The 24,631-nt window shown below is 63.5% G+C and carries 23 protein-coding genes; 11 read left to right on the top strand and 12 right to left on the bottom strand.

Annotated elements, in window-relative coordinates; translation table 11 throughout:
* The first annotated feature begins 37 nt into the window (after positions 1–37).
* From LB541_RS09470 to LB541_RS09435, 8 genes are all read left to right on the top strand, one after another.
* On the top strand, positions 38–688 hold the full coding sequence (locus LB541_RS09470) for an RNA-binding protein (RefSeq protein WP_140497289.1): 651 nt from the start codon (positions 38–40) through the stop codon (positions 686–688).
* On the top strand, positions 685–3,258 hold the full coding sequence (gene infB, locus LB541_RS09465) for a translation initiation factor IF-2 (protein WP_140513170.1): 2,574 nt from the start codon (positions 685–687) through the stop codon (positions 3,256–3,258). The genes LB541_RS09470 and infB overlap by 4 nt, the downstream gene beginning before the upstream one ends.
* 114 nt (positions 3,259–3,372) lie before the next feature.
* The gene (gene rbfA, locus LB541_RS09460; RefSeq protein ID WP_140496786.1) at positions 3,373–3,786 is read left to right on the top strand and encodes a 30S ribosome-binding factor RbfA; all 414 of its coding nucleotides are present in this window, start codon (positions 3,373–3,375) and stop codon (positions 3,784–3,786) included.
* Positions 3,786–4,757, top strand: a complete 972-nt coding sequence (truB, locus tag LB541_RS09455) for a tRNA pseudouridine(55) synthase TruB (protein ID WP_140523878.1) — start codon at positions 3,786–3,788, stop codon at positions 4,755–4,757. Before rbfA ends, truB begins: the two co-directional genes overlap by 1 nt.
* A gap of 44 nt (positions 4,758–4,801) precedes the next feature.
* Positions 4,802–5,896: a magnesium/cobalt transporter CorA gene (gene corA / locus LB541_RS09450; protein ID WP_140513174.1), complete on the top strand. Its 1,095-nt coding sequence runs from the start codon at positions 4,802–4,804 to the stop codon at positions 5,894–5,896.
* Positions 5,897–6,035: 139 nt separating this feature from the next.
* On the top strand, positions 6,036–6,347 hold the full coding sequence (gene rpsO, locus LB541_RS09445) for a 30S ribosomal protein S15 (RefSeq protein WP_281405124.1): 312 nt from the start codon (positions 6,036–6,038) through the stop codon (positions 6,345–6,347).
* Between the two features lie 413 nt (positions 6,348–6,760).
* Positions 6,761–8,908, top strand: a complete 2,148-nt coding sequence (gene pnp / locus LB541_RS09440; RefSeq protein ID WP_140513176.1) for a polyribonucleotide nucleotidyltransferase — start codon at positions 6,761–6,763, stop codon at positions 8,906–8,908.
* Between the two features lie 69 nt (positions 8,909–8,977).
* Positions 8,978–9,997 carry a class I SAM-dependent methyltransferase gene (locus tag LB541_RS09435; RefSeq protein WP_140663971.1) on the top strand — a complete coding sequence of 340 codons (1,020 nt, stop codon included), beginning with the start codon at positions 8,978–8,980 and terminating at the stop codon, positions 9,995–9,997.
* An 18-nt stretch (positions 9,998–10,015) separates the two neighbouring features.
* Here the strand turns inward: LB541_RS09435 and LB541_RS09430 are convergent, their stop codons facing one another.
* From LB541_RS09430 to fabA, 4 genes are all read right to left on the bottom strand, one after another.
* Positions 10,016–11,560, bottom strand: a complete 1,545-nt coding sequence (locus LB541_RS09430; protein WP_140513180.1) for a putative bifunctional diguanylate cyclase/phosphodiesterase — start codon at positions 11,558–11,560, stop codon at positions 10,016–10,018.
* 126 nt (positions 11,561–11,686) lie between these two features.
* Positions 11,687–12,499 (bottom strand): enoyl-ACP reductase FabI, encoded by an 813-nt coding sequence (gene fabI, locus LB541_RS09425; RefSeq protein WP_140649399.1) that lies wholly within the window; start codon positions 12,497–12,499, stop codon positions 11,687–11,689.
* A gap of 31 nt (positions 12,500–12,530) precedes the next feature.
* A complete protein-coding gene (gene fabB / locus LB541_RS09420) occupies positions 12,531–13,751 on the bottom strand; it encodes a beta-ketoacyl-ACP synthase I (RefSeq protein WP_224618224.1) in 1,221 nt (406 codons plus the stop codon).
* Positions 13,752–13,800: 49 nt separating this feature from the next.
* The gene (gene fabA / locus LB541_RS09415) at positions 13,801–14,319 is read right to left on the bottom strand and encodes a 3-hydroxyacyl-[acyl-carrier-protein] dehydratase FabA (RefSeq protein ID WP_140496768.1); all 519 of its coding nucleotides are present in this window, start codon (positions 14,317–14,319) and stop codon (positions 13,801–13,803) included.
* 242 nt (positions 14,320–14,561) lie between these two features.
* Between fabA and irrA the strand changes: the two genes are divergently transcribed.
* Both irrA and LB541_RS09405 read left to right on the top strand, forming a co-directional pair.
* A complete protein-coding gene (gene irrA, locus LB541_RS09410; RefSeq protein WP_181165297.1) occupies positions 14,562–14,993 on the top strand; it encodes an iron response transcriptional regulator IrrA in 432 nt (143 codons plus the stop codon).
* A 67-nt stretch (positions 14,994–15,060) separates the two neighbouring features.
* Positions 15,061–15,420, top strand: coding sequence for a DUF4260 domain-containing protein (locus LB541_RS09405; RefSeq protein WP_140496764.1), 360 nt, complete (start codon positions 15,061–15,063; stop codon positions 15,418–15,420).
* Positions 15,421–15,464: 44 nt separating this feature from the next.
* On the opposite strand, the gene LB541_RS09400 is transcribed toward LB541_RS09405, so the two are convergent.
* Entirely contained in the window at positions 15,465–16,025 is a 561-nt protein-coding gene (locus tag LB541_RS09400) for an SH3 domain-containing protein (RefSeq protein WP_140649397.1), read from the bottom strand.
* Between the two features lie 148 nt (positions 16,026–16,173).
* Here LB541_RS09400 and LB541_RS09395 point away from each other — a divergent pair, with 148 nt between their 5' ends.
* Complete coding sequence (locus LB541_RS09395; protein ID WP_140496760.1) at positions 16,174–17,175, top strand: 2-hydroxyacid dehydrogenase; 1,002 nt, start codon at positions 16,174–16,176, stop codon at positions 17,173–17,175.
* A gap of 29 nt (positions 17,176–17,204) precedes the next feature.
* Here LB541_RS09395 and LB541_RS09390 read toward each other — a convergent pair whose 3' ends face one another.
* The 7 genes from LB541_RS09390 to LB541_RS09360 form a co-directional block, all read right to left on the bottom strand.
* Entirely contained in the window at positions 17,205–17,693 is a 489-nt protein-coding gene (locus tag LB541_RS09390; protein WP_140513188.1) for a GNAT family N-acetyltransferase, read from the bottom strand.
* A 2-nt stretch (positions 17,694–17,695) separates the two neighbouring features.
* A complete protein-coding gene (locus LB541_RS09385; protein WP_140496755.1) occupies positions 17,696–18,454 on the bottom strand; it encodes a molybdopterin-synthase adenylyltransferase MoeB in 759 nt (252 codons plus the stop codon).
* A 39-nt stretch (positions 18,455–18,493) separates the two neighbouring features.
* Positions 18,494–19,636 carry a DNA replication/repair protein RecF gene (gene recF / locus LB541_RS09380; protein ID WP_224618223.1) on the bottom strand — a complete coding sequence of 381 codons (1,143 nt, stop codon included), beginning with the start codon at positions 19,634–19,636 and terminating at the stop codon, positions 18,494–18,496.
* An 11-nt stretch (positions 19,637–19,647) separates the two neighbouring features.
* A complete protein-coding gene (dnaN, locus tag LB541_RS09375; protein WP_140496751.1) occupies positions 19,648–20,766 on the bottom strand; it encodes a DNA polymerase III subunit beta in 1,119 nt (372 codons plus the stop codon).
* Between the two features lie 200 nt (positions 20,767–20,966).
* Positions 20,967–22,511 carry a chromosomal replication initiator protein DnaA gene (gene dnaA, locus LB541_RS09370; protein WP_140496749.1) on the bottom strand — a complete coding sequence of 515 codons (1,545 nt, stop codon included), beginning with the start codon at positions 22,509–22,511 and terminating at the stop codon, positions 20,967–20,969.
* A gap of 848 nt (positions 22,512–23,359) precedes the next feature.
* The gene (gene rpsT / locus LB541_RS09365) at positions 23,360–23,626 is read right to left on the bottom strand and encodes a 30S ribosomal protein S20 (protein WP_140496747.1); all 267 of its coding nucleotides are present in this window, start codon (positions 23,624–23,626) and stop codon (positions 23,360–23,362) included.
* Positions 23,627–23,833: 207 nt separating this feature from the next.
* Positions 23,834–24,607 carry an enoyl-CoA hydratase gene (locus tag LB541_RS09360; protein ID WP_140564841.1) on the bottom strand — a complete coding sequence of 258 codons (774 nt, stop codon included), beginning with the start codon at positions 24,605–24,607 and terminating at the stop codon, positions 23,834–23,836.
* Between the last annotated feature and the right edge of the window lie 24 nt (positions 24,608–24,631).

Genomic DNA, 24,631 nt, shown 5'->3' with positions numbered 1-24,631 from the left:
GTGAAACCGCATCGCACAGAAACCGCCCTTGGACGAGATGAACGATCGCACCTGCATCGTCACCCGCAAGCAGGCCGAACCGGATGAACTGATCCGGTTCGTCGTCGGCCCGGATTCGGCCGTCGTTCCGGATCTCAAGAGAAATCTGCCCGGCCGTGGTTGCTGGGTGAGCGCCGACCGCCTACATATCGACAAGGCGGCGGCCAAGAACCTTTTTAGCCGCGCCTTTAAGGCACAGGTGGTCGTGCCGCCCGATCTCGGCGGCATGGTCGATGGGCTGCTTTCCAGATCCGCCCTTGGCATGCTGGGTCTCGCTCGCAAGGCAGGGGCGATCGCGCTGGGCGCCACCAAGGTGGAGAGCGCGGTGCGCGGTGGATTGGCGCTTTTCGTGCTCCACGCGACCGAAGCCTCAGACGATGGCGTGCGCAAGATCAGCCAGGCGCGGCGGGCGACCGTCCATATTGGCGGCCCCTCCATCCTTGCCTACAAACTTTTCTCCGAGGCCGAGTTGAGCTTGGCATTGGGGGGTACAAATGTGATACATGCTGCCGTCCTCGCGGGAGACGCGGGTAAGGCGGTCCAGAAGCGCATGGTTGCGCTCGACCGATATCGGGGCGGTACCCCGGACGATCTGGCAATGCTTGCGGCCGTTGCTGACGAAGATGAGGCCGCAGAGGATATGGAATGAGCGATACGAAATCGGGCGACGACAAGACGTTGAGTGTTACGCCGAAGAAGACCTTGACGCTGAAGCGCCCCGGCATGGAACAGGGCACCGTGCGCCAGAACTTCTCGCACGGCCGCACCAAGTCGGTCGTGGTCGAGACCAAGAAGCGCAAATTCTCGCTGCCCGGCGACAAGCCGGAGCCGGCGGTGGCGGCACCCGTGTTCACCCCGAAGCCGGCGGTCGCGGCGGCTCCCGTCGTGCAGGAGGCACCCAAGGCGCCGCCTCCACCTCCGCCGGCACCGGTCGAGCGCAGCGGCATGGTGTTGAACGAACTGTCGCGCAGCGAAATGGAAGCGCGCCGCAGGGCGCTCGAAGGCTCCAAAGCGCGCGAGGTCGAGGACCGCCAGCGCGCCGTCGAGGAAGCCAAGCGCCGCGCCGAGGATGAGGAGCGCCGCAAGCGCGAGCGCGAGGAATCCGCACGCCGCCAGGCCGAGGAAGAAGCGCGGTTGCAGGCCGAGGCCGAATCCCGCCGCCGCGCCGAGGAAGAGGCGCGTCGCCGCGCGCCGCAGGCCGCCGAACTGGCGACCGCCGACGAGGAAGAAGAGGTCAAGCCGAAGCGGACTGGCGCCGGTGCGCCGGTGCGCCGTCTGGTGACGCCCGAAGTGGCGCGTCCGGCCAAGCCGACCAAGGGCGAGGAAGACCGCCGTCGCGGCAAGCTGACTTTGAACTCCGCGCTTTCCGACGAGGATGCGCGGGCCCGTTCGCTGTCGTCGATGCGCCGCCGCCAGGAAAAGTTCAAGCGCGCGATGCACAATGAGCCGCGCGAGAAGGTTATGCGCGAAGTGATCCTGCCCGAAACCATCACTATCCAGGAACTGGCGCAGCGCATGTCCGAGCGCGCCGTCGATGTGGTCAAGTTCTTCATGAAGCAGGGCCAGATCCTGAAGCCGGGCGACGTCATCGACGCCGACACGGCGGAACTGGTCGCCACCGAATTCGGCCACACGGTCCGCCGCGTCGCCGAGTCCGACATCGAGGAAGGCCTGTTCAACATCGCCGACCGTCCGGAAGACCTGGTGTCGCGGCCGCCTGTCGTGACCATCATGGGGCATGTCGACCACGGCAAGACCTCGCTGCTCGACGCGATCCGCAACGCCAATGTCGTCTCCGGCGAGGCCGGCGGCATCACCCAGCATATCGGCGCCTATCAGGTCGAGAAGAACGGTCAGAAGATCACCTTCATCGACACGCCCGGCCACGCCGCCTTCACGGCCATGCGCGCCCGCGGCGCCCAGGCCACCGACATTGCCATCCTGGTGGTGGCGGCCGACGACAGCGTGATGCCGCAGACGATCGAATCGATCAGCCATGCCAAGGCGGCCGGCGTTCCGATCATCGTGGCGATCAACAAGATCGACAAGCATGACGCCGATCCGCAGAAAGTGCGCTCCGAGCTGTTGCGCCACGAAGTGTTCGTGGAATCGATGGGCGGCGAGGTGCTGGACGTCGAAGTGTCGGCGACCAAGGGCACCAATCTCGACAAGCTGCTCGAAGCGATCCTGCTGCAGGCCGAAATCCTCGACCTCAAGGCCAATCCGGACCGCACCGCCGAGGGCGTCGTCATCGAGGCGCAGCTCGACAAGGGCCGTGGCCCCGTCGCCACCGTGCTGGTGCAGACCGGCACGCTGATGCCGGGCGACATCCTTGTCGCCGGCAATGAATGGGGCCGGGTGCGCGCGCTGGTCGACGATCGTGGCGAACACGTCAAGGAAGCGCCGCCGGCGATGCCGGTCGAGGTGCTCGGCCTCCAGGGCACGCCGCAGGCCGGCGACCGCTTCGCCGTGGTCAACAACGAGGCCCGCGCCCGCGAGATCACCGAGTACCGCCAGCGTCTGGCCCGCGAGAAGGCGGTTGCCCGTCATGCCGGCCAGCGCGGTTCGCTCGAACAGATGATGTCGCAGCTGCAGACGAGCGGACTGAAGGAGTTCCCGCTGGTCATCAAGGGTGACGTGCAGGGTTCGATCGAGGCGATCAACGCAGCGCTCGACAAGCTCGGCACCGACGAGGTGCGTGCGCGCATCGTCCATGCCGGCGCCGGCGCCATCACCGAAAGCGACGTGTCACTAGCGGAGACGTCGGGCGCGGCGATCATCGGCTTCAACGTCCGCGCCAATGTGCAGGCACGCGCCGCTGCCGCGGCCGCTGGCATCGAGATCCGCTACTACTCGATCATCTACAACCTCGTGGATGACGTGAAGGCGGCTCTGTCGGGTATGCTCTCGCCGGAGCGTCGCGAGACCTTCATCGGCAATGCGCAGATCCTCGAGATATTCGACATCACCAAGGTCGGCAAGATCGCCGGCTGCCGTGTCACCGAAGGCAAGGTCGAGCGTGGCGCGGGCGTGCGCCTGATCCGCGACAACGTCGTCATCCACGAAGGCACGCTGAAGACGCTGAAGCGCTTCAAGGACGAGGTTTCGGAAGTCCCGGGCGGCCAGGAATGCGGCATGGCCTTCCAGAACTACGAGGACATGCGCGTCGGCGACATCATCGAGTGCTTCCGCGTCGAGATGGTAACCCGCACGCTCTGAGTTCGTGTGACGTCCGTCATGCCAGGCGGTGGCCGAGAGGCCGCCGCCTGGCAAACATTTGAGACATGAGGCACGGTCCTATCCCGCGCCCCACGCTTTCAGGATCGAGAAAAAATGCCCCGTTCGACCACATCAGGCCCATCCCAGCGCATGCTGCGCGTCGGCGAGCAGGTGCGCCATGCGCTGTCCGAAACCTTGCAGCGCGGCGAGATCATCGATCCGCTGGTCGAGAATGCCGTGGTTTCGGTGTCGGAAGTGCGCATGTCGCCCGACCTCAAGATCGCAACCGCCTTCATCTCGCCGCTCGGCGCCACGGACGCCGGCGCGGTGGTCGAGGCGCTCAACAAGCATGCCAAGTTCATCCGCGGCCGTGTCTCCGGCGCGCTGCGGCAGATGAAGTACATGCCCGAGTTTCGCTTCCGGCTCGACACCTCCTTCGACAATTTCGCCAGGATCAACGATCTCCTGAAATCGCCGGAAGTGGCGCGCGATCTGGATGCGGACGACGACGATAAGGACAGCGAATAATGGCGCGCCGCGGCAAGAAGAAGGGCCGGCCGGTCTCGGGCTGGGTGGTGCTGGACAAGCCGGTCGGCATGGGCTCGACCGAGGCCGTCTCCAAGATCAAGTGGCTGTTCCAGGCGGAGAAGGCCGGCCACGCCGGCACGCTCGATCCGCTCGCTTCCGGTATGCTGCCGATCGCGCTCGGCGAAGCCACCAAGACCGTGCCCTACGTCCAGGACGGCGCCAAGATCTACCGCTTCACCGTGGCCTGGGGGCAGGAGCGCTCGACCGACGACCTCGAAGGTCCGGTGACGAGGGACTCCGACCGGCGCCCCGTGGAGGCCGAAGTGCAGGCGCTGCTGCCGAAATACACCGGCGTCATCATGCAGACGCCGCCGCAATTCTCGGCCATCAAGATCGCGGGCGAACGCGCCTATGATCTCGCCCGCGACGGCGAGACGGTCGACATTCCCGCGCGCGAGATCGAAATCGGCCGCCTCGACATCGTCGAGCACGGGGCCGATCACACGGTTTTCGAGGTCGAATGCGGCAAGGGTACCTATGTGCGCTCGCTGGCCCGCGACATGGGCCGCGATCTCGGCTGCTTCGGCCATATTTCTGAACTGCGCCGGATCGAGGTCGAGCCGTTCACCGCCGAGGATTTCGTCACCGTCGCCGAACTGGAGGCGGCGCGCTTCGGCGAGCAGGGTCATGGCACGCAGCAACCGTCCCCCGATTCGATAGAAGCGCCGATCGATTTTGCCGCGATCGACGCGCTGCTTGTCGACACCTCGGCGGCACTCGACTGCCTGCCGCAGATAGCCATCAGCGACGATGCGGCGACGAAGATCCGCCTCGGCAATCCCGTCATCATCCGCGGCCGCGACGCGCCGGTGGAGGCCGAGGAAGCCTGCGCGACCGCGCGCGGCAAGCTGGTGGCCATCGGCGCCATCGAGCAGGGCATGTTCAAGCCCAAACGGGTCTTTGCCGGGTGAGGGCCCTCGTCTAATCTCTATGCGATATCTATCCGAGGGGCCGCATGGCAAAGGTTGAGGCGATCAAGACGCGGGCGCCGCTCAGGGCCAGGCGGCCGCCGGTCGGTGCATCGCCCGGAACGCTGATCGCCGATCCCGCGGCGCGACGCTCGGAACTGCGGCTCACCCTGATCTCGCCGCAAAAGTCCAAAACGATCGACAATGCCAGCATCGACGACGTCAATGCCAATTGCGAAAAGTGGCCGGTCATCTGGCTGGACTGCACCGGCCTGGCCAATATCGAGCTGATCAAGGAGATCGGCCGCATCTTCAGCCTGCATCCGCTGGCGCTGGAGGACGTCGTCAACACGGGCCAGCGGCCGAAGGTGGATTTCTACGAAGACCATGCTTTCGTGGTCGTGCGGATGATCGACGACGTCGCCTCGCACCGCTACGAGCAGATCGCCGTTTTCCTTGGCAAGAATTTCGTCGTCACCTTCCAGGAGCGCGAAGGCGATCCGTTCGATCCGGTGCGCAAGCGCATCGAAAGCTCGGCGCCGAACCGGCTGCGCGCCCGTGGCGCCGACTATCTCGCCTATGCGCTGATCGACGCCATCGTCGATAGCTACTTTCCGCCGATCGAGGCGGCCGGCGAACTCGTCGACAGCATCGAGGACCAGATGCTGCACGCACCGCACAAGCATCAGATGCAGCAGCTTCATGGATTGCGGCACGACGCCAATGTGCTGAAGGGGGTGCTGTGGCCGGTGCGCGATGCGCTAGCGACGCTGATCCGCAACGACGTGTCCTATGTGAAGGCCGAAACCAAGGTCTTCCTGAACGATACGCTCGACCACGCGCTGCGGCTGATCGAGCTGGTCGAGAACCAGCGCGACATGCTGACCGGCCTGATCGAGATGCATCTGTCGCTGAGCCAGGCACGCACCAACGACGTCATTTCCTATCTGACGATCGTCTCGGTCATCTTCATGCCGCTCACGTTTCTGGTCGGCGTCTGGGGCATGAATTTCGATCCGGAGACGTCGCCTTGGAACATGCCTGAGCTGAAGGCCTATTACGGCTATCCCTTGTCGCTGCTGTTCATGGCCGTGGTCGCGGTTGGGCTGATTGCCTTCTTCAAATGGAAAAAATGGCTTTGACAGGGATAACTTGCCGTTTTGGCGTGAAAAGCCGGCTTCGTGAATTGGGCTGGTGTTTTCTTGGGAATTGCACTATATGCGCCGCAGCTTAGCGCTATGACGCTCTGCTTGCACCGGCCCCTGCTGGACGACATCCCGGCTGAGGGCGACCCGTTTCCTCGAACAGATAAGGAAAAACACGATGTCGATTACTGCCGAGCGCAAACAGGAATTGATGACTGAATTCGCAACCGCCAAGGGCGACACCGGGTCTCCGGAAGTTCAGGTAGCCATCCTTTCCGAGCGCATCAAGAACCTGACCGACCATTTCAAGGACCACAAGAAGGATAACCATTCCCGCCGTGGTCTGCTCGCTCTCGTCTCCCAGCGCCGAAGCCTGCTTGATTATCTCAAGCGCAAGGACGACACGCGCTACCAGACGCTGATCGAGAAGCTCGGCCTGCGCCGTTGACGAATTGACCGGCGGGCCTCACAAGGGCCCGCCGGTCGCGCATTTGAGCACCGGACCAATCCGATCTCGAATGCAGGTACTGGAGCGCCGCGCACCCATCCGGATGCCGGACGGACGCTCCAACAAGTTGAGTTTGCGCGTGACGCATTCCACAAGCCGCTGCTTGTGGGGTCATGCGCAGGGCCAGTCGGATCGATTGGCCAAATCCGGTTTCGAGCGTGCAGAGGGCCCCCTCGAAGCCACCCCATGGACGGTCATGGGGCAGGATTGCAGGACGCTCGCGCGGCCATCCGGCCGACATGGATCGAGCTTCCCGTTGTCTTGCCCGTGGCTGCCCGAGAAAGGAAGCCAGGGGAAAGGGCACCCGCGCACGCTGAAACGGCGCGGCCCTTTCCTCATATGAAGGACAAGACATGTTCAATCACCACAAAGTGGAAATCGAATGGGGCGGTCGCCCGCTCATCCTCGAAACCGGCAAGATCGCGCGCCAGGCCGACGGCGCCGTGCTCGCCACCTACGGCGAGACCAAGGTTCTCGCCACGGTCGTTTCGATGAAGGAGCCCAAGCCGGGCCTCGACTTCTTTCCGCTGACCGTCAACTACCAGGAAAAGACCTACGCCGCCGGCAAGATCCCGGGCGGCTATTTCAAGCGTGAAGGTCGTCCGAGCGAAAAGGAAACGCTGGTTTCGCGCCTCATCGACCGCCCGATCCGCCCACTCTTTGCCGACGGCTACAAGAACGACACGCAGATCGTCGTCACCGTCGTCCAGCATGATCTCGAGAACGATCCGGACATCCTGTCGATCGTCGCCACCTCGGCGGCCCTGACCCTGTCGGGCGTGCCCTTCATGGGCCCGATCGGCGGCGCCCGCGTCGGCTACATCAACGGCGAATACGTGCTCAACCCGCATGTCGACGAGATGCAGGAATCCAAGCTCGACCTGATCGTCGCCGGCACCGCCGACGCCGTGCTGATGGTCGAGTCCGAAGCCAAGGAGCTCGGCGAAGACCTGATGCTCGGCGCGGTCATGTTCGGCCATCGCGGTTTCCAGCCGGTGATCGACGCGATCATCAAGCTGGCCGAAGTCGCCGCCAAGGACCCGCGCGACTTCACCGCGCCGGACTATTCCGCTCTCGAAGCCGAGATGCTGAAGATCGTCGGCGACGAGCTTCGCGACGCCTACAAGATCACCGACAAGCAGAAGCGCTATGCCGCCGTGGACGCCGTCAAGGCCAAGGTCAAGGCGGCCTTCGCTCCGGCCGAAGGCGAAGAGCCGAAATATTCCTCCGAGCAGATCGGCAGCGTGTTCAAGGAGCTCCAAGCCAAGGTCGTGCGCTGGAACATTCTCGACACTGGTTCGCGCATTGACGGCCGTGACCTGAAGACCGTGCGCAAGATCGTATCCGAGGTCGGCGTCCTGCCGCGCACCCACGGTTCGGCGCTGTTCACCCGCGGCGAGACCCAGGCGCTGGTCGTCGCCACGCTGGGCACCGGCGAGGACGAGCAGTATGTCGATTCGCTGACCGGCATGTACAAGGAGAAGTTCCTCCTCCACTACAACTTCCCTCCCTATTCCGTCGGCGAGACCGGCCGCATGGGCTCGCCCGGCCGCCGCGAGATCGGCCACGGCAAGCTCGCCTGGCGCGCCATCCGCCCGATGCTGCCGACATCAGACCAGTTCCCCTACACGCTGCGCGTGGTCTCGGAGATCACCGAGTCCAACGGCTCGTCGTCGATGGCAACCGTCTGCGGCACCTCGCTGGCGCTGATGGACGCCGGCGTGCCGCTGGCCAAGCCGGTCGCCGGTATCGCCATGGGCCTGATCAAGGAAGGTGAGCGCTTCGCCGTGCTCTCCGACATCCTGGGCGACGAGGATCACCTCGGCGACATGGATTTCAAGGTCGCCGGCACCGCCAACGGCATCACCTCCTTGCAGATGGACATCAAGATCGAGGGCATCACCGAGGAGATCATGAAGATCGCTCTCGACCAGGCCAAGGACGGTCGTCAGCATATTCTCGGCGAAATGGGCCACGCGCTGTCCGGCGCGCGCGCCGAGCTCGGCGAGTTCGCGCCGCGCATCGAGGTCATGCACATCCCGACCGACAAGATCCGCGACGTGATCGGTTCCGGTGGCAAGGTCATCCGCGAGATCGTCGAGAAGACCGGCGCCAAGATCAACATCGAGGATGACGGCACGGTCAAGATCGCTTCGGCGAACGCCAAGGAGATCGAGGCGGCGAAGAAGTGGATCCACACCATCGTCGCCGAGCCGGAAGTCGGCGAAATCTACGAAGGCACGGTCGTCAAGACCGCCGACTTCGGCGCTTTCGTCAACTTCTTCGGCCCGCGTGACGGCCTCGTCCACATCTCGCAGCTTGCCAACGACCGGGTCGCCAAGACTTCGGACGTCGTCAAGGAAGGCGACAAGGTGTGGGTCAAGCTGATGGGCTTCGACGAGCGCGGCAAGGTCCGCCTGTCGATGAAGGTCGTCGACCAGGCCACCGGCAAGGAAATCGTTCGCGACAAGAAGGCTGAGAGCGAAGAAAACGCCGCCTGAACGGCCTGACCGAAAAATCGAAGCGGGCGCGGCTCATGTCGCGCCCGCTTTCGTTTATGGAGCAAAGGCATGTCTGCCGAACCGCTGAAGACACTTTTCCATCCATTCGAGGCCGAGGCGGTCGCTTTGCCAGGCAAGGGCGAACGGGCGCTTTTTCTCGGGGCCGAATCCGGCTTGCGGACACCGCGGGACTTCGACGCCGAGCTGCACGTGGTGCAAGGCTTCCGGCCGCATTTTCGCGCGCTGCAAGCCGCGGGCTTCACTGTCACCCCGCAAACGCAGGGCGATGGCTTTGACGCCGCGCTGGTGCTCGCGGGCCGCCATCGCGGCCAGAACGAGCTGCGCATCGCGGATGCGCTGGAGCGCGTCACCGAGGGCGGATTGATCGTCATTGCCGGCGGCAAGGATGATGGCATCGCCAGCCTGCGCAAGCGCATGGACGAGCTTGTGCCGCTCGAAGGCCATCTGCCCAAATATCACGGCATCGCCTTCTGGCTTCGCCGGCCGGCCGGGACGGACGCGTCGACAGCGCTGCGTGCCGCCAATCCCGCCGGGCTGGTCGACGGCCGCTTCAGCACGGCGCCCGGCATGTTTTCCTTCGATCGTGTCGATGCCGGTTCGAAGTTGCTGGCGGACCATCTTCCGGCCGACCTGCGCGGCCATGTCGCCGATTTCTGCGCCGGCTGGGGCTATCTGGCGGCGGAGATGGAAGCGCGTTCGCCCGGCATCTCGGCACTTGATCTCTATGAGGCGGATTTCGCTTCTCTCGAAGCCGCCAAAGCCAATCTTGCCACGGCCAGCCAGTCGGTTGCGAAAGGTTTCTTCTGGACGGACCTGCAGGGGGAGCCGGTCGAGCGTCGCTACGACGCGGTCATCATGAACCCGCCTTTTCACCGCAGCCGCGCGGCCGAACCGGAGATCGGCGCCGGCCTGATCCGGGCAGCGGCAAAGGCGCTGAAGCCGGGAGCACGGCTGTACATGGTGGCGAACCGCCAGCTGCCCTACGAGCCGGTACTGGCCGCCGCCTTCTCCAGCCATGCCGAGCTCGCCCGTGACGGCATGTTCAAGGTTCTTTCCGCGCGTCGCTGACACGCAACGGCGTGACACTCAGTGCAGATTGGCGACGCGCCTCGAATCCTCGATGACATGTCCCTCGCCGGCCATGACCGCAAGCGGCGCCGGCCGGCCGAACAGATAACCTTGCACCACCTCGCAACCGGCTGCCCTGAGCAGTGTCGCCTGGTCCTCTGTCTCGACACCCTCGGCAATGATACTGACGCCGAGTGCTCGCGAGAGGCCGACAATGGTCGATACGACGGCGCCGGAGCTCGAATCCGTATCGATGCGGCTGACGAAGGAGCGGTCGATCTTCAGCTTGCCGAAGGAAAAATCGATCAGGTAGCTGAGATTGGAATAGCCGGTGCCGAAATCGTCGACGGCAACCGAGATGCCCATATCGGCAAGCTCTTTCAGGATGGCGGCGGCGCGGTCGCGGTCCTGCATCATGGCCGTCTCGGTGACTTCCAGCTCCAGCCGCGAGGGCTTGATGCCGGTGGTCCGCATCGTGTCGCGCACGAGGCCGATGAAGTCCTTGGTCATGAACTGGACCGGCGAGATGTTGACGGCGACGAAGCAGTCGTCGGGTAAATGGCGGGCGTCGCTGCATGCCTTGCGCAGAACCCATTCGCCGATCGGATTGATCATGCCGGTTTCCTCGGCGATCTGGATGAACTCCAGAGGTGGGATCATGCCGCGTTCTGGATGGTTCCAGCGGATCAGCGCTTCATAGCCGACGATGCGGCCGCTCGGCAGGTCCAGCTGCGGCTGATAGTGAAGGTCGAAATCACCGCGCTCGAATGCGATGTGCAGCTCGGATTCGACCCATTGGCGATGATCGGCGACCCGCCCCATCTCGGTATCGAAGACCGACCAGTTGCCGACTCCCCTGGCGCGCGCATTTTGCAGCGCCAGGTTGGAGCGGCGCAGGATGAGGACCGGGTCGACGCCGTCCTTGGGCATCGCCACGATGCCCACCGACAGGCTCACCGATTGCTGGTGGCTGCTGAGCTCATAGGGCTCCATCATCTCGTCGATGAGCCTCTCCACCATAGCTTCCATCGTTCCCTGAATCTGATGATCGGGAAGCAGCACCGCGAACTCGCCGGCGCCGATGCGCCCGATCTGCACGCGCTCGGGCACGCAGGCCTGCAGCCGCTTGGTAAAGGCGCGGATCAATTCGTCGCCCTGGCTGTAGCCGATCGCGTCGTTGATCTGCTTGAACCGGTCGATGTCGATGTCGATGAGGAACATCGGGGCCCCGGTGCGGCTCGTCGCGCAGGCTGCCTCGGCGATCTTGCCGACCATCGCCGGACGCGCCAGCAATCCGGTCAGCTTGTCGAACTGGGTTTCGTTGAAGACGAAATCAGCCGATTCATCGACGCCGGCGAAGAAAGACATCGCGGCTCCCGCCGCCGCCAATGCGCAAAGGGCAGCCATGATCGCCACCATCACGTCCGCCGGCATGCCGGCAAAGCCGTCGCCAAGCGCGTGCTTCAGCCCCCAGATGCCGAGAATGAAACTGCCAATGCCCGAACTGGCTATGGTGATCAGCCGGAACACCGGTGTGCGGTTCGGGTTGCTGACGGCAGGCATTGAAAGTCCCCAAATTGCGGGACTCTATAGCCGATAGGCCCTTAAAATGAGTTTCCGCGAATGCATCCAATTTTATTGGAAGGGAATTATTTCTTCGCAGGAGAAAAGACTATTTCGCGAAATGGCCTATTCGCTCGCGCGATCCGTCTGCTTCAGCTCCTCAAGCGTCGGCATGGAAACGATATGATAGCCGGAATCGACATAGTGGATTTCGCCGGTGACGCCGGAAGCGAGGTCGGACAGGAGATAGAGTGCCGAGCCGCCGACCTCGTCGATGGTCACGGTGCGGCGCAGCGGAGAATTGCGCTGCTGGTAAGAGAACATGTGGCGCGCATCGGAAATCCCGGCGCCGGCAAGCGTTCGCACCGGTCCGGCCGATATGCCGTTCACCCTGATGCCGCGCGGGCCGTAATCGTTGGCGAGATAGCGCACGCTGGCCTCGAGGCCGGCCTTGGCGACGCCCATGACGTTATAGTTCGGCATGACGCGCACCGAACCGGCATAGGTCAGGGTGATCATCGATCCGCCATCCTGCATCAGGGCCGCGGCGTGGCGCGCGACCTCGGTGAAGGAATAGCAGGAGATGACCATGGTGCGGATGAAATTGTCGCGGCTGGTGTCGGCGTAGAGGCCCTTGAGCTCATTCTTGTCTGAAAAGCCGATGGCATGGACCACGAAGTCGAGCCTGCCCCAGGCCTTGGCCAAGGTCTCGAAGGTGGCGTGGACCGAGGCGCTGTCCTCGACATCGCAGGGAACCACCAGCGCCGCGCCGAGCTTGTCGGCAAGCGGCTTGACCCGGCGGCCGAAGGCGTCACCCTGGTAGGTGAAGGCAAGTTCGGCCCCATGTTCGGACAGTTTCCGGGCTATGCCCCAGGCGATCGAATGATCGTTGGCGACGCCCATGACAAGCCCGCGCTTGCCCTTCATCAATCCGTCCATGATCGCCAATCCTCGTGGAAAAAACGTGGCCTTATGCGGAATAGCGCTGGAAAACCAGCGTTGCGTTGGTGCCACCAAAGCCGAAGGAATTGGACAAAACGGTGTCGATCCTGGCGTTGTCGATGCGCTTTCGCACCACCGGCATGCCCTCGAATTCGGGGTCGAGAGTCTCGATATGGGCGCTTTCGCCGATGAAACCGCCTTGCATCATCAGGATCGAATAGATGGATTCCTGCACGCCGGCCGCGCCCAGCGAATGGCCCGTCAGCGATTTGGTCGAGGTGATGAAGGGCATCTTCTCGCCGAACACCTCGCGGATCGCGCCCATTTCGCGGGAATCCCCCACCGGCGTCGAGGTCCCATGGGTGTTGACGTAGTCGACCGGGGTGGTGACGGTCGCCAGCGCCTGCCGCATGCAGCGGACCGCGCCTTCGCCCGAGGGCGCAACCATGTCGAAGCCGTCCGAGGTGGCGCCGTAGCCGACGATCTCTGCATAGATCTTGGCGCCGCGCGCCTTGGCATGCTCCAGTTCCTCGAGCACCAGCACGCCGGCGCCGCCGGCGATGACGAAGCCGTCGCGATCGACGTCATAGGCGCGGGAAGCGGCAGATGCCCTGTCATTGTACTTCGACGACATGGCGCCCATGGCATCGAACAGGTCCGACATCGTCCAGTCGAGATCTTCGTGGCCGCCGGCGAACACCATGTCCTGCTTGCCCCACTGGATCAGTTCGTAGCCATTGCCGATGCAATGCGCCGAGGTCGAACAGGCCGACGAGATCGAATAGTTGACGCCGTGGATCTTGAACCAGGTGGCCAGCGTCGCCGACGCGGTCGACGACATCGCCTTCGGCACCGCGAATGGGCCGATGCGCTTGGGGCTGCCATTCTTGAGCGTGGTTTCGGCCGCCTCGACGATGGTGCGGGTGGAAGGCCCGCCCGAGCCCATGACGATGCCGGTGCGCTCATTGGTGATGTCGCTCTCGCCAAGGCCGGCATCGGCGATCGCCTGGTCCATGGCGACATGGTTCCAGGCCGCTCCCTGGCTCAGGAAGCGCATCGCGCGGCGATCGATCATGGCGCTGGGATCGAGCGTCGGCGCGCCCCAGACCTGACAGCGGAAGCCGTGCTCGGCGAAGGAGTCGGAGAAGCTGATGCCGGATTTGGCGTCATGCAGCGAGGCTTGCACCTCGTTGGCATTGTTGCCGATCGACGACACGATGCCGAGGCCTGTGACTACGACACGTCTCATTCGCAACTCCTTCCAGGAATGCTGGCCACGAAGTCGGCCAGGGCGACGGTCAAGCGACCGCCGACTGCTTGGACAGACCGACTTTCAGGTCCGTTGCCGCGTATATGGGTTCGCCGTCCGCCTTTAGCCAACCATCGGCGATGCCCAGCACCAGCCGGCCACGCATCACACGTTTGAATTCCACGCCATACTCGACCTTTTTAACCGAGGGCGTGACCATTCCCTTGAACTTGACCTCGCCGGTCGACAGCGCCATGCCTTTGCCGGGTTCGCCCAGCCAGCCGAGATAGAAACCCGTCAGCTGCCACAGGGCATCGAGGCCCAGGCATCCAGGCATGATGGGATTGCCGATGAAATGGCAGGCAAAGAACCACAGGTCCGGCTTGATGTCGAATTCGGCGCGGATGAAGCCCTTGTCGAAAGCCCCGCCCGTTTCGCTGATCTCGGTGATGCGGTCAAACATCAGCATCGGCGGGTAGGGCAACTGGGCATTGCCCGGTCCGAACAGCTCGCCGCGGGCGCAGGCCAGCAATTCTTCGTAGTCGTAGCTGGATTTCGAACCCGCCATCAATCTCGTTCCCATATGTCCCGGGCGCTGGCGCGCCCTTGTCGTTGGTGTCCTAACACAATCTGTTTCAGGCCGGAAACCGGCGTTTGCGCTTAACCCGCCAGTCTTGCCGGGTCAATGCGCGCTATTGATCGCATCCGGACGACAGAATATATGTCGAAAGGGGTCCGGTTTCGGCAGACATCCATTTTTTTGCCATTCTGGACGTGTCTTGAGGCGGAACTGTGAGCTTGGACGACCAGATGGACCGGGGCTGCCGGAAGGAAAATGTCGCTGTGGACAAGCGGGTTCGTGAAGCCGGCCTGAGGCCGACACGGCAGCGCATTGCGCTTGCCGACCTGCTTTTCGCCAAGGGCGACCGCCATCTGTCGGCCGAGGAACTGCACGAGGAGGCCGTCGCCGCCGGCGTGCCGGTGTCGCTGGCCACCGTCTACAACGCCCTTCACCAATTCACCCAGGCGGGACTCCTGCGCATTCTGGCTGTCGAGGGCGCCAAAACCTATTTCGACACCAACACCTCCGATCATCACCATTTCTATATCGAAGGCGAAAACCGGATTTTCGACATCGCCAATGGTCCGGTCACCGTCACCAACCTACCGGAACCACCCGAGGGGATGGAGATCGCCAATGTCGACATCGTGGTGAGACTGCGCCCCAAACGCGCCGAATGACCGACGGTCAGGCACGTATGCACGGCCGGGCACGTATGCACGGCCAGGCACGTATGAACGGCCGGGAATGAAACCCCTCGATCTGGCTGTCCGGCTGGAATGGGCCGCTGTCGCGGTGTCCGCTATCGTCTTTTATGCACTCGCCGGTGCGTCCTGGCGGTTGTTCGCCTTGTTGATCCTGGCGCCTGATCTGTCCATGTTCGGCTATCTCGCCGGGCCGCGCGTCGGCGCCGCCTGCTACAATGCCTTCCACATCTTGGTCCCACCGGTGTTTTTGGTGCTTGCCGGCAGCCTGTTCGGCAATGCAGCCGCTCTAGCGGTTGCATTGATCTGGATCGCCCACATCGCTATCGATCGCGCGCTGGGTTACGGCTTGAAGCTGTCGAGCAGCTTTCAGGATACCCATCTCGGCCGCATCGGCCGCTAAACGGTCCGGCCTGCGGTTCAAACGAGTCGCGGCAAGGCCAAAAATCAGTCCTTGACCCGTTCGCCGGGATAGGCGCCCCAGACGACGGATTGGGCGAGCCAGCCGGTGTGGCCATCGAGCGTCATTTCGCACCACTGGCCGTCGCAGGATTTGATCGTGCCCATGACGCCCGGCTCGACGATCGCCACCACGCTGGCGTCCTTTTCGGGGCGCCTGAGGAGATTGATCTGGGCGCCCTTGCCGCGCTGCCACGGCGCCACGATCGCCGTGCGCCGGCCCGAAAGCAGCGACTGGTTGATCCAACCTTCCGAACCGTCGGCGTCGCGCACGCGGCGCCATGTGTCGAATTCCTGAATGATCTCCATCGGCAGGCCTGCCTTCAGATACATCCAGTCGACCGAGTAGTTGGCGCCCGGCCCGACACGCGAATTGACGCGGCCGGATTTCAGGCTGACGAATCGTGGCAGCGGCAGGCCGCTCGGCCCGAGCGTGACGACGCTCTGGGCGGGGGCTGCTGCACCTTGCGCGCACAGTTGGGGTGAATAGAGCAGAGCGCCGAGAAATGCTGCGCTGAGGGTCAGGCGAAGCGACGCGAAACCAGACACTTTCGTTCCTTTCGGCGCTGGCCTGCCGGCCCCGGCGCCCCTTTTTCTTTGTCTTCGGCGGCACCGCTTGGTACATGGGTAAATCGGCTACCGCGACCGGCTTCCAGTTTCGCCGGTCTTGGTTAAAGAGGTCTCAACGAGGGAAACAATGGCAGGCAAAAAGAAGCCTCTCGTGGTCATCACGCGAAAACTGCCCGACCCTGTCGAGACCCGCATGCGCGAGCTGTTCGACGCAAGGCTGAACGTCGAGGACAGGCCGATGACGCAACCGGAACTGGTCGCGGCGGTCAAGGAGGCCGACGTGCTGGTGCCGACGGTGACCGACCGCATCGACGCGGCATTGATCGCCCAGGCCGGCGAAAACCTCAAGCTGATCGCCAATTTCGGCAATGGCGTCGACAAGATCGACGTGGCGGCCGCGGCCAAGAAAGGCATCACCGTAACCAACACGCCCAACGTGCTGACCGAGGATACGGCCGACATGACGATGGCGCTGATGCTGGCGGTGCCGCGCCGGCTGGCGGAGGGCGCCAATGTACTCACCGGCGACAAGAAATGGGCTGGCTGGTCGCCGACATGGATGCTTGGCCGGCGCATCTGGGGCAAACGGCTCGGTATTGTCGGCATGGGGCGTATCGGCACCGCCGTTGCCAGGCGTGCCAAGGCCTTCGGCCTCTCCATCCACTATCACAACCGCCATCGCGTGCTGCAGGCGGTCGAGGACGGGCTGGAGGCGACCTATTGGGAAAGCCTCGATCAGATGCTGGCCCGCATGGACATCATCTCGGTCAACTGCCCCTCGACGCCGGCGACCTTCCATCTGCTTTCGGCGCGGCGGCTGGCGCTGCTCCAGCCCACCGCCTATATCGTCAACACCGCGCGCGGTGACATCATCGACGAGGAGGCGCTGGTCAAGCTGATTCAGGATGGCAGGATCGCCGGCGCCGGACTCGACGTCTACGAGCACGAGCCCGCATTGAACGGAAAACTGCTCAAGCTCGCGACCAAGGGCAAGGTCGTGCTTTTGCCGCATATGGGGTCGGCGACGCTCGAGGGCCGCATCGACATGGGCGAGAAGGTGATCATCAACATCCGCGCCTTCGTCGACGGCCACCGCCCGCCGGATCGCGTGCTGCCGCTCAGGACCTGAGCGGCTTCGCAACATAATGTAAGTGGAAACTACGAAACGGTCTTGCGCATGGTGACCGAAGTCGGTCGCGCATAACCTTCATGCGCCGTTCTCACGGTCTCGCGAAAACCGAGCCGGGCAAAGGCTGCCTGGTTCCCAGCCAGCTCGATTCGCGTCTGCAGCTCGATTGCGGCCTTGCCGCGGCTGCGGGCAAAATCCTGGACGGCTTGCATCAACAACCTGCCGATGCCCTGGCCCTGACAGTCCGGCGTGACGGCGAGCTTGCCGACATAGAGGTGGTCGGTTCGTTCCAGGGCGAAGATGCAGCCGACGATCCTGTTGCCGCTGAGCGCCAGCATGCCGGTCTCGCGGCGGGCTTTGTCGCGCAAGGTTTCCGCGGTGAGCAGGTGCGCCGAGGACGGCGGGTCGATGATGCCGTCCATGAAGGCGAATGCGCGCAGGATCAGGGCGAGCACTTCGTTCCAGCGGTCGAAATCGGCCGGAATCCGGGTGATGACGATATCGGCAGTGCGCGTCAACGTCAGTTTCGTCTCTTGTAGCGGATGGTCTCGAAACGCGCGGCCAGCGCGTCATAGAGCAGCAGTCGTCCGATCAGCGGCTCGCCAATGCCGGTGATCAGCTTGATGGCTTCCATCGCCTGCAACGTGCCGATGACCCCAGTCAGCACGCCAAGCACCCCGGCCTCGGCGCAGGACGGCACCAGACCCGGCGGCGGGGCCTCCGGGAAGAGGTCGCGGTAGCCGGGGTTGGAGGTGCCATCCCTATCGGCTTGGAACGGCATCAGCACGGTCACGGAGCCATCGAAACGGCCCACGGCGGCGTGCACCAGCGGCTTTCCCTCCGCCGCGCAGGCATCGGCCACGACATAGCGCGTCTCGAAATTGTCGGACCCGTCGACGACCACGTCGTAACGGGCGACGAGGGCTTGGGCATTGTCCGCGGTCAGGCGCAATGTGTGGATTTCGACAGCGGTGTTGGGATTGATGCGGGCAATTGCCGCCTTGGCGCTGTGGGTTTTCAGCATGCCGACAGTGTTCGTGCCGTGAATCACCTGCCGCTGCAGGTTGGAGAGCGAAACCGTGTCGTCGTCGATCACGCCGAGCGTGCCGACGCCGGCTGCGGCAAGATATTCAAGCACTGGTGCGCCCAATCCGCCGGCGCCGATGACCAGCACCCGCGCTCGCTTCAGGCGCTGCTGGCCGGCGCCGCCAATTTCGGGCAGCACGATGTGGCGGGCATAGCGTTCGAGTTCTTCGTCGGTGAGGGCGGTGGCGATCATGGCTCGACCATATAGCGGGAGAAAAACCTTGTCAGGTGCTCACACAGCCATCGGCGCGACCGTGCCGTGATCCACGATCAGGAACTGCGCCCGGCCCGCCAGGCTGGAAAACAGCGCAGCATCGGTTCCCGTCATGAAAGCCTGGCAGTTCAATTCCTCCAGGATCGAGAACAGCGCCGCACGCCGGCCACCATCGAGATGTGCCGCGATCTCGTCGAGCAGCAGGATTGGCGTCAAGCCGGACATCTCGCCGGTCAATCTGGCATGCGACAGGACAATGCCGACAAGCAAGGCTTTCTGTTCGCCGGTCGAACACAGCGCCGCCGGCATCGCCTTGGGTCGGTGCCGGACCACGAGATCGGAGCGGTGCGGGCCCTCGAGCGTGCGCCCGGCGGCGCGGTCGCGGTCGCGGCCCCCGGCGAGCGTGCGGCGGAACCGCTCCTCGACGTCGACAGCCGGCATGGTGGCGATCTCGGCTTCCAGATCGCCCGACAGGCCGATATCGGCCTGCGGAAACGGGCCGCTGTCGGGCAGCCTGTCGATCATGGCGGCCAGAAGGCGCACCATTTCGGCGCGCGCCGCGGCGATCGCCACGCCCGTCTCGGCCATCTGCATCTCGATCGCCTCGAACCAGCTCAAATCCCGCGAACCTTCCGTCAGCAACCGGTTCCGGCCGCGCATCGCCTTTTCATAGTCGAGGGCGCGCTGTCCGTGGCCTGGATCGATCGCCAGCACCAGCCGGTCGAGAAAGCGCCGGCGGTCCGCGGCCGGTCCGGTGAACAGAGCATCCATGGCCGGCGTCAGCCACACGACGCGCAGCCATTCCAGCATGTCCTCGGCGGATCGCGCCGTGGCGCCGTTGATGCGCACCCGTCTGCCGCCCTCGCCAAGACTGTCGCCACCCGAAATGCCCGTCCCTATCTCGACTTGGCCGTCAGGTCCGTCGAGCCGTGCGTGCAGCGCAAAGCCGCCGTCACCGCCCTCACGCGCGACGTCCGCGTAAGGCGCGCGGCGCAGGCCGCGGCCCGGCGTCAACAGGGAAATCGCTTCCAGCAGATTGGTTTTGCCAGCGCCATTGTCACCGGAAAACACCACCACGCCCGGCTCAAGCTCGACCGACAGCGCCGCATAGTTGCGGAAATTGGTAAGTGTAAGCTTACTTATATGGGTTTGTGCCGGCAACCGCTACTGCTCTACACCCGCATCGGCATCAGCACATAAAGCGCGGTTTCATCGGCCATGTCGTGGATCAGCGTTGGCGAACCGGCGTCGGCCAACATGAACCGGGCCTCTGAACCGGTCAATTGTGCGGCAACGTCGAGCAGGTACTTGGCGTTGAAGCCGATCTCGATCGGGTCGGCTGAATAGTCGGCGGCCAACTCCTCGGTGGCGCTGCCCGAATCCGGATTGTTGACCGCAAGCGTCACCTGGCCCTCACTGATCGAAAGCTTCACCGCGCGCCCGCGTTCGGAGGAGATGGTCGAGACGCGGTCGACGGCGGCCGCGAAGCTCTGGCGGTCGATGATCAGCTTCTTGTCGTTGCCGGTGGGAATGACCCGCTGATAATCGGGGAAGGTGCCGTCGATCAGCTTGGAAGTCAGGATGACGCTGCCGATGGTGAAGCGGATCTTGGTGTCCGACAGTTCGGTGGTGACCGCCACGTCGGGATCATCGACCAGCTTCTGCAATTCGCTGACCGTCTTGCGCGGTATGATGATGCCCGGCATGCCTTCGGAACCCGCCGGCGCGTCGATCTCGGCGCGCGCCAGGCGATGGCCGTCGGTCGCCACCGAGCGCAGCTTCAGCTTGCCGCCGACCTCATGTGTGTGAAGATAGATGCCGTTGAGATAATAGCGCGTCTCCTCGGTGGAGATGGCGAACTGGGTCTTCTCGATCAGCCCCTTGAGCGCGACCGAGTCGAGCCGGAAGATATGCGAGAAGGATCCGGCCGAAAGCTCGGGGAAGTCCGATTGCGGCAGGCATTGCAGTCGGAAGCTCGAGCGGCCGGAGGTCACCGTCATGGCGTTGCCGTCCTCGTCCGTCTTCAGCATCACCTCGGCACCGTCGGAAAGCTTGCGCACGATGTCGTAGAGCAGATGCGCCGGAACCGTTGTCGCGCCACCCCGCTCGACCTTGGCCGGCGTCGCTTCCGTCACCTCCAGGTCGAGGTCGGTGGCCTTCATTTCCAGGCTGGCGCCTTCGGCGCTGAGCAGCACGTTGGACAGGATCGGTATGGTGTTGCGCCGTTCGACCACGCGGTGGACGTGGTTGAGCGACTTCAGGAGATTTGACCGTTCCAGGATAACACGCATGACGAACCAGGCTCGCTTGAATGAATGAGCGGGTCTCCGGCTGGCGGCGTCCCGCGAAAGGTCTGAACAGGCTTCAGAATCTGCGTAAACTGACAGGAAAAAACCAGCAAACGCAAGCCCGCGCGACCGGTTCGGGCCGGCTACGCGGGCTTTCTGGGGATAAAGGCGGCGAAGCACGCCGCCAGGCGTTTTCGAACGGCTCAGGCCTGGTCGTTGATCAACCGTCTCAACAGTTCCAGTTCCTGCGCCAGCGTGTTGTCGCCGCCGGAAAGATCCTCGATCTTGCGCACTGCGTGCAGCACCGTTGTGTGATCGCGGCCGCCGAAGCGCCGCCCGATCTCGGGCAGCGAGCGCGGCGTCATCACCTTGGACAGATACATGGCGACCTGCCTCGGCTTGACGATGGTGCGCGTGCGCCTGTTGGACAGCAACTCGGTCTTCGACACATTGTAGTGCCGCGCGACGATGCGCTGAATATCCTCGATACGGACCCGCTTCGGCTCGCCGGTGCGGTAGATATGGCCGAGGATCTCGTCGATGCGATCGATGGTGATCTGCGGCTCGAAAGACTGGCGGAACAGGAGTTGATTGAAGGCGCCTTCCAGTTCGCGGCCGCTGCCGGTCACCGTGCGGGCGACGTGATTGAGGATCTCGTCGGAGATGTCGAGGGAAGCGTCGTCGTGCCTGGCGGTGGCGAGGCGCAGCTTGAGCATGCCCAGGCGCATGGCGAAATCGGGGGCCGACATTTCGAGCGCGACGCCGCCATTGAGGCGCGAGCGGACCCGCGGTTCGAGGGATTCCAGTTCAGACGGGGGCCGGTCGGCGGCGACGACGACCTGCTTGGCGCTGTCGAGCAGCATGTTGATCAGATGGCAGAATTCGTGCTGGATCGACTTGCCCTGCAGGAATTGCATGTCGTCGATGATGAGCAGGTCGATATCGCGAAGCTGTTCCTTGAGCGTCAAGGCATTGTTGTCGCGGATCGCGGTGGCGAAGCGCCACATGAAATATTCCGCCGTCAGGTAGACGACGCGCGATTTCGGGTTCTGCTTCAGCGATTCCGCGGCGATAGCCTGCAACAAATGGGTCTTGCCGAGGCCGACCGTCGCATGAAGGAAGAGCGGGTTGAAGCGCACCGCGCTCGACTGCGATTCCGCCACGGCCTTGGCCGCGGCGAAGGCCACCCGGTTCGACGGCCCTTCGATGAAAGAGGCGAACGTGTAACGCGGATCGAGCGGCGATCCCAGCACATTGTGGCGGAACTCGCTCTCGGCCGGCATGCCCGGGCGCGGCGCCGGAGCCCGCTCCAGCCTGCCGGGGCTTACGGTGCCGGCGGCCAGCGCCGTCTGCGTTTGTCGCGTCATCTTGCGCGCCGGCGCCAATTCCGGTTCGGCATGGCTGCGCCCCTGGCGGGTGGCTGTGCGCACGATGATCTCGATCTTGAGGATCTCGGGATCCTCGTGCTTCCAAAGCTCGCAGATAAGGTCGAGATAATGGCCGTTGATCCACGAGCGCAGGAAGGCAGTGGGCACCGAAATGCGAACGATGCCCTTTGAAGCCTCCGCGACCTTCATGCGCCCGAACCAGCTCGAATAGACTTCGGTTCCCAACCGCGCCTTCAACTGGGCCTTGACCCGGTCGAACTTCTGTTCCGCGTCGCTGGAAGCCGCCATCTCATCAGCTCCGATCAGATTTCCTGAAAATGGGATGTCATTGGTAAGCTCCCTTTCGACGCCGCTCTGCATGATCGAGTTCCTTGTCTCTGTACCTGTTTTTCCGCCGGGGATGCGCCTCCTGCATCCGTGTTCCAGCGACTGCGCTTTGCTACGACGCCCGCTGCCGCCGCCGGCAGATGAACGTCGCCCATTGTCCAGGGAACCGGTGCCGGCCCATGGAAGCCAGTCCGTGTTGGGTATGTCAGGGCAATGCAACACCGTCCGGCGAAAATCGCCGGCGCTGTCGACCTGCCATGTATAGTTACGCCAGTCCCCTACCGTATCGAAAAAGAGCAAACCAAACCTGTCCGCGGACTTGATCCGCGCCACAAACCCCGCCAATTTAAGCTGGCCCATTCAGGCTGGGTCAGGGCCACCCGGCCCATCCCTTTCGATGGACCGACATTACCGAAATCGCTGTGGATAGGGCAAGGCCACGTCTAACGGATTTTTAAGGAATCTGGTTAGGTCCGGCGCGCCGAAGCGCCATGCGGCAGCACTATAGTTTGACAAAGCCATTGTGATTCAAACCCTTTTCCGGCGAATATGAAAAAGCCGGGCTGGCGCGAAATTTTGTGAAATAAATCGCTTGACAGCCAGTTGTTCTCCTGGCGCTTCGCCGCGCTGTGGACAACGTGTGGATGACTATCTGTAACTAGCTGGGAAATATTGATTATTTCTGCGGAGGGAGAATTTTTTAGCCGACACTTTTCAAGTATCTGGACCATCAGCCGGCACGCATATGCCGGCAAAGCATTTCGGACCGCAAACTCCGCTTTCGACGCCGTTTCCGAGTATTCTTTTTAAGTGCTTGCCGGCAAACGAAAAAACCCGGCACTATCGGCCGGGTTCTCAGAAGATCAGTCCGGAAAGGGACGTCAGGCCGACAGCACCTTGAGGCGCTGGGCCAGCCGTGAAACCTTGCGGGCCGCGGTGTTCTTGTGGATCACGCCCTTTGTCGCGGCACGCATCAATTCCGGCTCGGCGGCCTTGAACGCCGCCTGCGCGGCGGCCTTGTCGCCGGAGGCGAGCGCCTCCTCGACCTGGCGCACATAAGTGCGGACGCGCGAGCGGCGGTTTTTATTGATCGCCGCGCGGCGGACGATCTTGCGCGTTGCCTTTTTGGCCGAGGATGTATTGGCCATGATGCCTCTCTTCTGATCTGGTCGGCGCATGCGGCATGCCGCAGGGCACAAAAAACAAACGGGCAGCCACAGGGCCGCCTCGGTTGGTGCGGCTTATAGTTCAGCTTTCCCGGCGCGTCAACGCTGGCTGGCGTTCTTTTTGGCTGTCGTCGCGCCGGAGCATTTTTTCAGCCACGCCGAAGCATTTCGCGCCCCGGAGGTGCGCTGTCAGCGATTGGTGAAATTCGGCTTGCGCTTCTCGGCGAAGGCCGCCATGCCTTCCTTCTGGTCGTCGAGCGCAAACAGCGAATGGAACAGTCGACGTTCGAACCGCAGCCCCTCGGCGAGCGTCGTTTCATAGGCTCGGTTGACGGCTTCCTTTGCCATCATCACCGACGGCAGCGAAAAATCGGCGATCTTGGCCGCCGCCTTGACGGCCTCCTCGACAAGCTCGCCGGCAGGCACGACGCGCGAGACCAGCCCGGAACGCTCGGCCTCCGCGGCATCCATCATCCGCCCGGTCAGGCACATGTCCATCGCCTTCGACTTGCCGACGAACCGGGTCAGGCGTTGTGAGCCGCCCATGCCGGGAATGACGCCGAGCGTGATTTCGGGCTGGCCGAATTTTGCCGTGTCGGCGGCGATGATGAAGTCGCACATCATCGCCAGTTCGCAGCCGCCGCCCAGCGCATAGCCCGCCACCGCCGCGATGATCGGCTTGCGCGCCCGGGTCAACTCTTCCCAGCCGACGAAAAAGTCCTTGATGTAGGCATCGACGTAGGAAATCGACAGCATTTCCTTGATATCGGCGCCTGCGGCGAAGGCCTTCTCGGAACCGGTGACGACCATCGCGCCGATGCCGTCATCTGCCCCGAACACGTTTACCGCGGCCACCAATTCCGCCATGACCTGGGAATTCAGCGCATTGAGCGCCTTCGGCCGGTTCAAGGTGATCAGCCCGACCTTGCCCCTGGTTTCAACGACGATCGTTTCATAGGCCATGGCTTCGGCTCCTCTTCCAGGCAA

The organism is Mesorhizobium sp. BR1-1-15 (assembly GCF_020165475.1).
Taxonomy (GTDB): Bacteria; Pseudomonadota; Alphaproteobacteria; order Rhizobiales; family Rhizobiaceae; genus Mesorhizobium.
The sequence above is the reverse complement of the archived record's forward strand: the minus strand, read 5'-3'. Positions and strand labels throughout refer to the sequence as shown.

What these genes read in the sequence shown, in the direction of transcription:
- LB541_RS09470 (WP_140497289.1), top strand. Translation starts at nt 38, where the DNA reads ATGAACGATCGCACCTGCATCGTCACCCGCAAGCAGGCCGAACCGGAT.
- infB (WP_140513170.1), top strand. Translation starts at nt 685, where the DNA reads ATGAGCGATACGAAATCGGGCGACGACAAGACGTTGAGTGTTACGCCG.
- rbfA (WP_140496786.1), top strand. Translation starts at nt 3,373, where the DNA reads ATGCCCCGTTCGACCACATCAGGCCCATCCCAGCGCATGCTGCGCGTC.
- truB (WP_140523878.1), top strand. Translation starts at nt 3,786, where the DNA reads ATGGCGCGCCGCGGCAAGAAGAAGGGCCGGCCGGTCTCGGGCTGGGTG.
- corA (WP_140513174.1), top strand. Translation starts at nt 4,802, where the DNA reads ATGGCAAAGGTTGAGGCGATCAAGACGCGGGCGCCGCTCAGGGCCAGG.
- pnp (WP_140513176.1), top strand. Translation starts at nt 6,761, where the DNA reads ATGTTCAATCACCACAAAGTGGAAATCGAATGGGGCGGTCGCCCGCTC.
- LB541_RS09435 (WP_140663971.1), top strand. Translation starts at nt 8,978, where the DNA reads ATGTCTGCCGAACCGCTGAAGACACTTTTCCATCCATTCGAGGCCGAG.
- LB541_RS09430 (WP_140513180.1), bottom strand. Translation starts at nt 11,560, where the DNA reads ATGCCTGCCGTCAGCAACCCGAACCGCACACCGGTGTTCCGGCTGATC.
- fabI (WP_140649399.1), bottom strand. Translation starts at nt 12,499, where the DNA reads ATGGACGGATTGATGAAGGGCAAGCGCGGGCTTGTCATGGGCGTCGCC.
- fabB (WP_224618224.1), bottom strand. Translation starts at nt 13,751, where the DNA reads ATGAGACGTGTCGTAGTCACAGGCCTCGGCATCGTGTCGTCGATCGGC.
- fabA (WP_140496768.1), bottom strand. Translation starts at nt 14,319, where the DNA reads ATGGCGGGTTCGAAATCCAGCTACGACTACGAAGAATTGCTGGCCTGC.
- irrA (WP_181165297.1), top strand. Translation starts at nt 14,562, where the DNA reads ATGGACCGGGGCTGCCGGAAGGAAAATGTCGCTGTGGACAAGCGGGTT.
- LB541_RS09405 (WP_140496764.1), top strand. Translation starts at nt 15,061, where the DNA reads ATGAAACCCCTCGATCTGGCTGTCCGGCTGGAATGGGCCGCTGTCGCG.
- LB541_RS09395 (WP_140496760.1), top strand. Translation starts at nt 16,174, where the DNA reads ATGGCAGGCAAAAAGAAGCCTCTCGTGGTCATCACGCGAAAACTGCCC.
- LB541_RS09385 (WP_140496755.1), bottom strand. Translation starts at nt 18,454, where the DNA reads ATGATCGCCACCGCCCTCACCGACGAAGAACTCGAACGCTATGCCCGC.
- dnaN (WP_140496751.1), bottom strand. Translation starts at nt 20,766, where the DNA reads ATGCGTGTTATCCTGGAACGGTCAAATCTCCTGAAGTCGCTCAACCAC.
- dnaA (WP_140496749.1), bottom strand. Translation starts at nt 22,511, where the DNA reads ATGCAGAGCGGCGTCGAAAGGGAGCTTACCAATGACATCCCATTTTCA.
- rpsT (WP_140496747.1), bottom strand. Translation starts at nt 23,626, where the DNA reads ATGGCCAATACATCCTCGGCCAAAAAGGCAACGCGCAAGATCGTCCGC.
- LB541_RS09360 (WP_140564841.1), bottom strand. Translation starts at nt 24,607, where the DNA reads ATGGCCTATGAAACGATCGTCGTTGAAACCAGGGGCAAGGTCGGGCTG.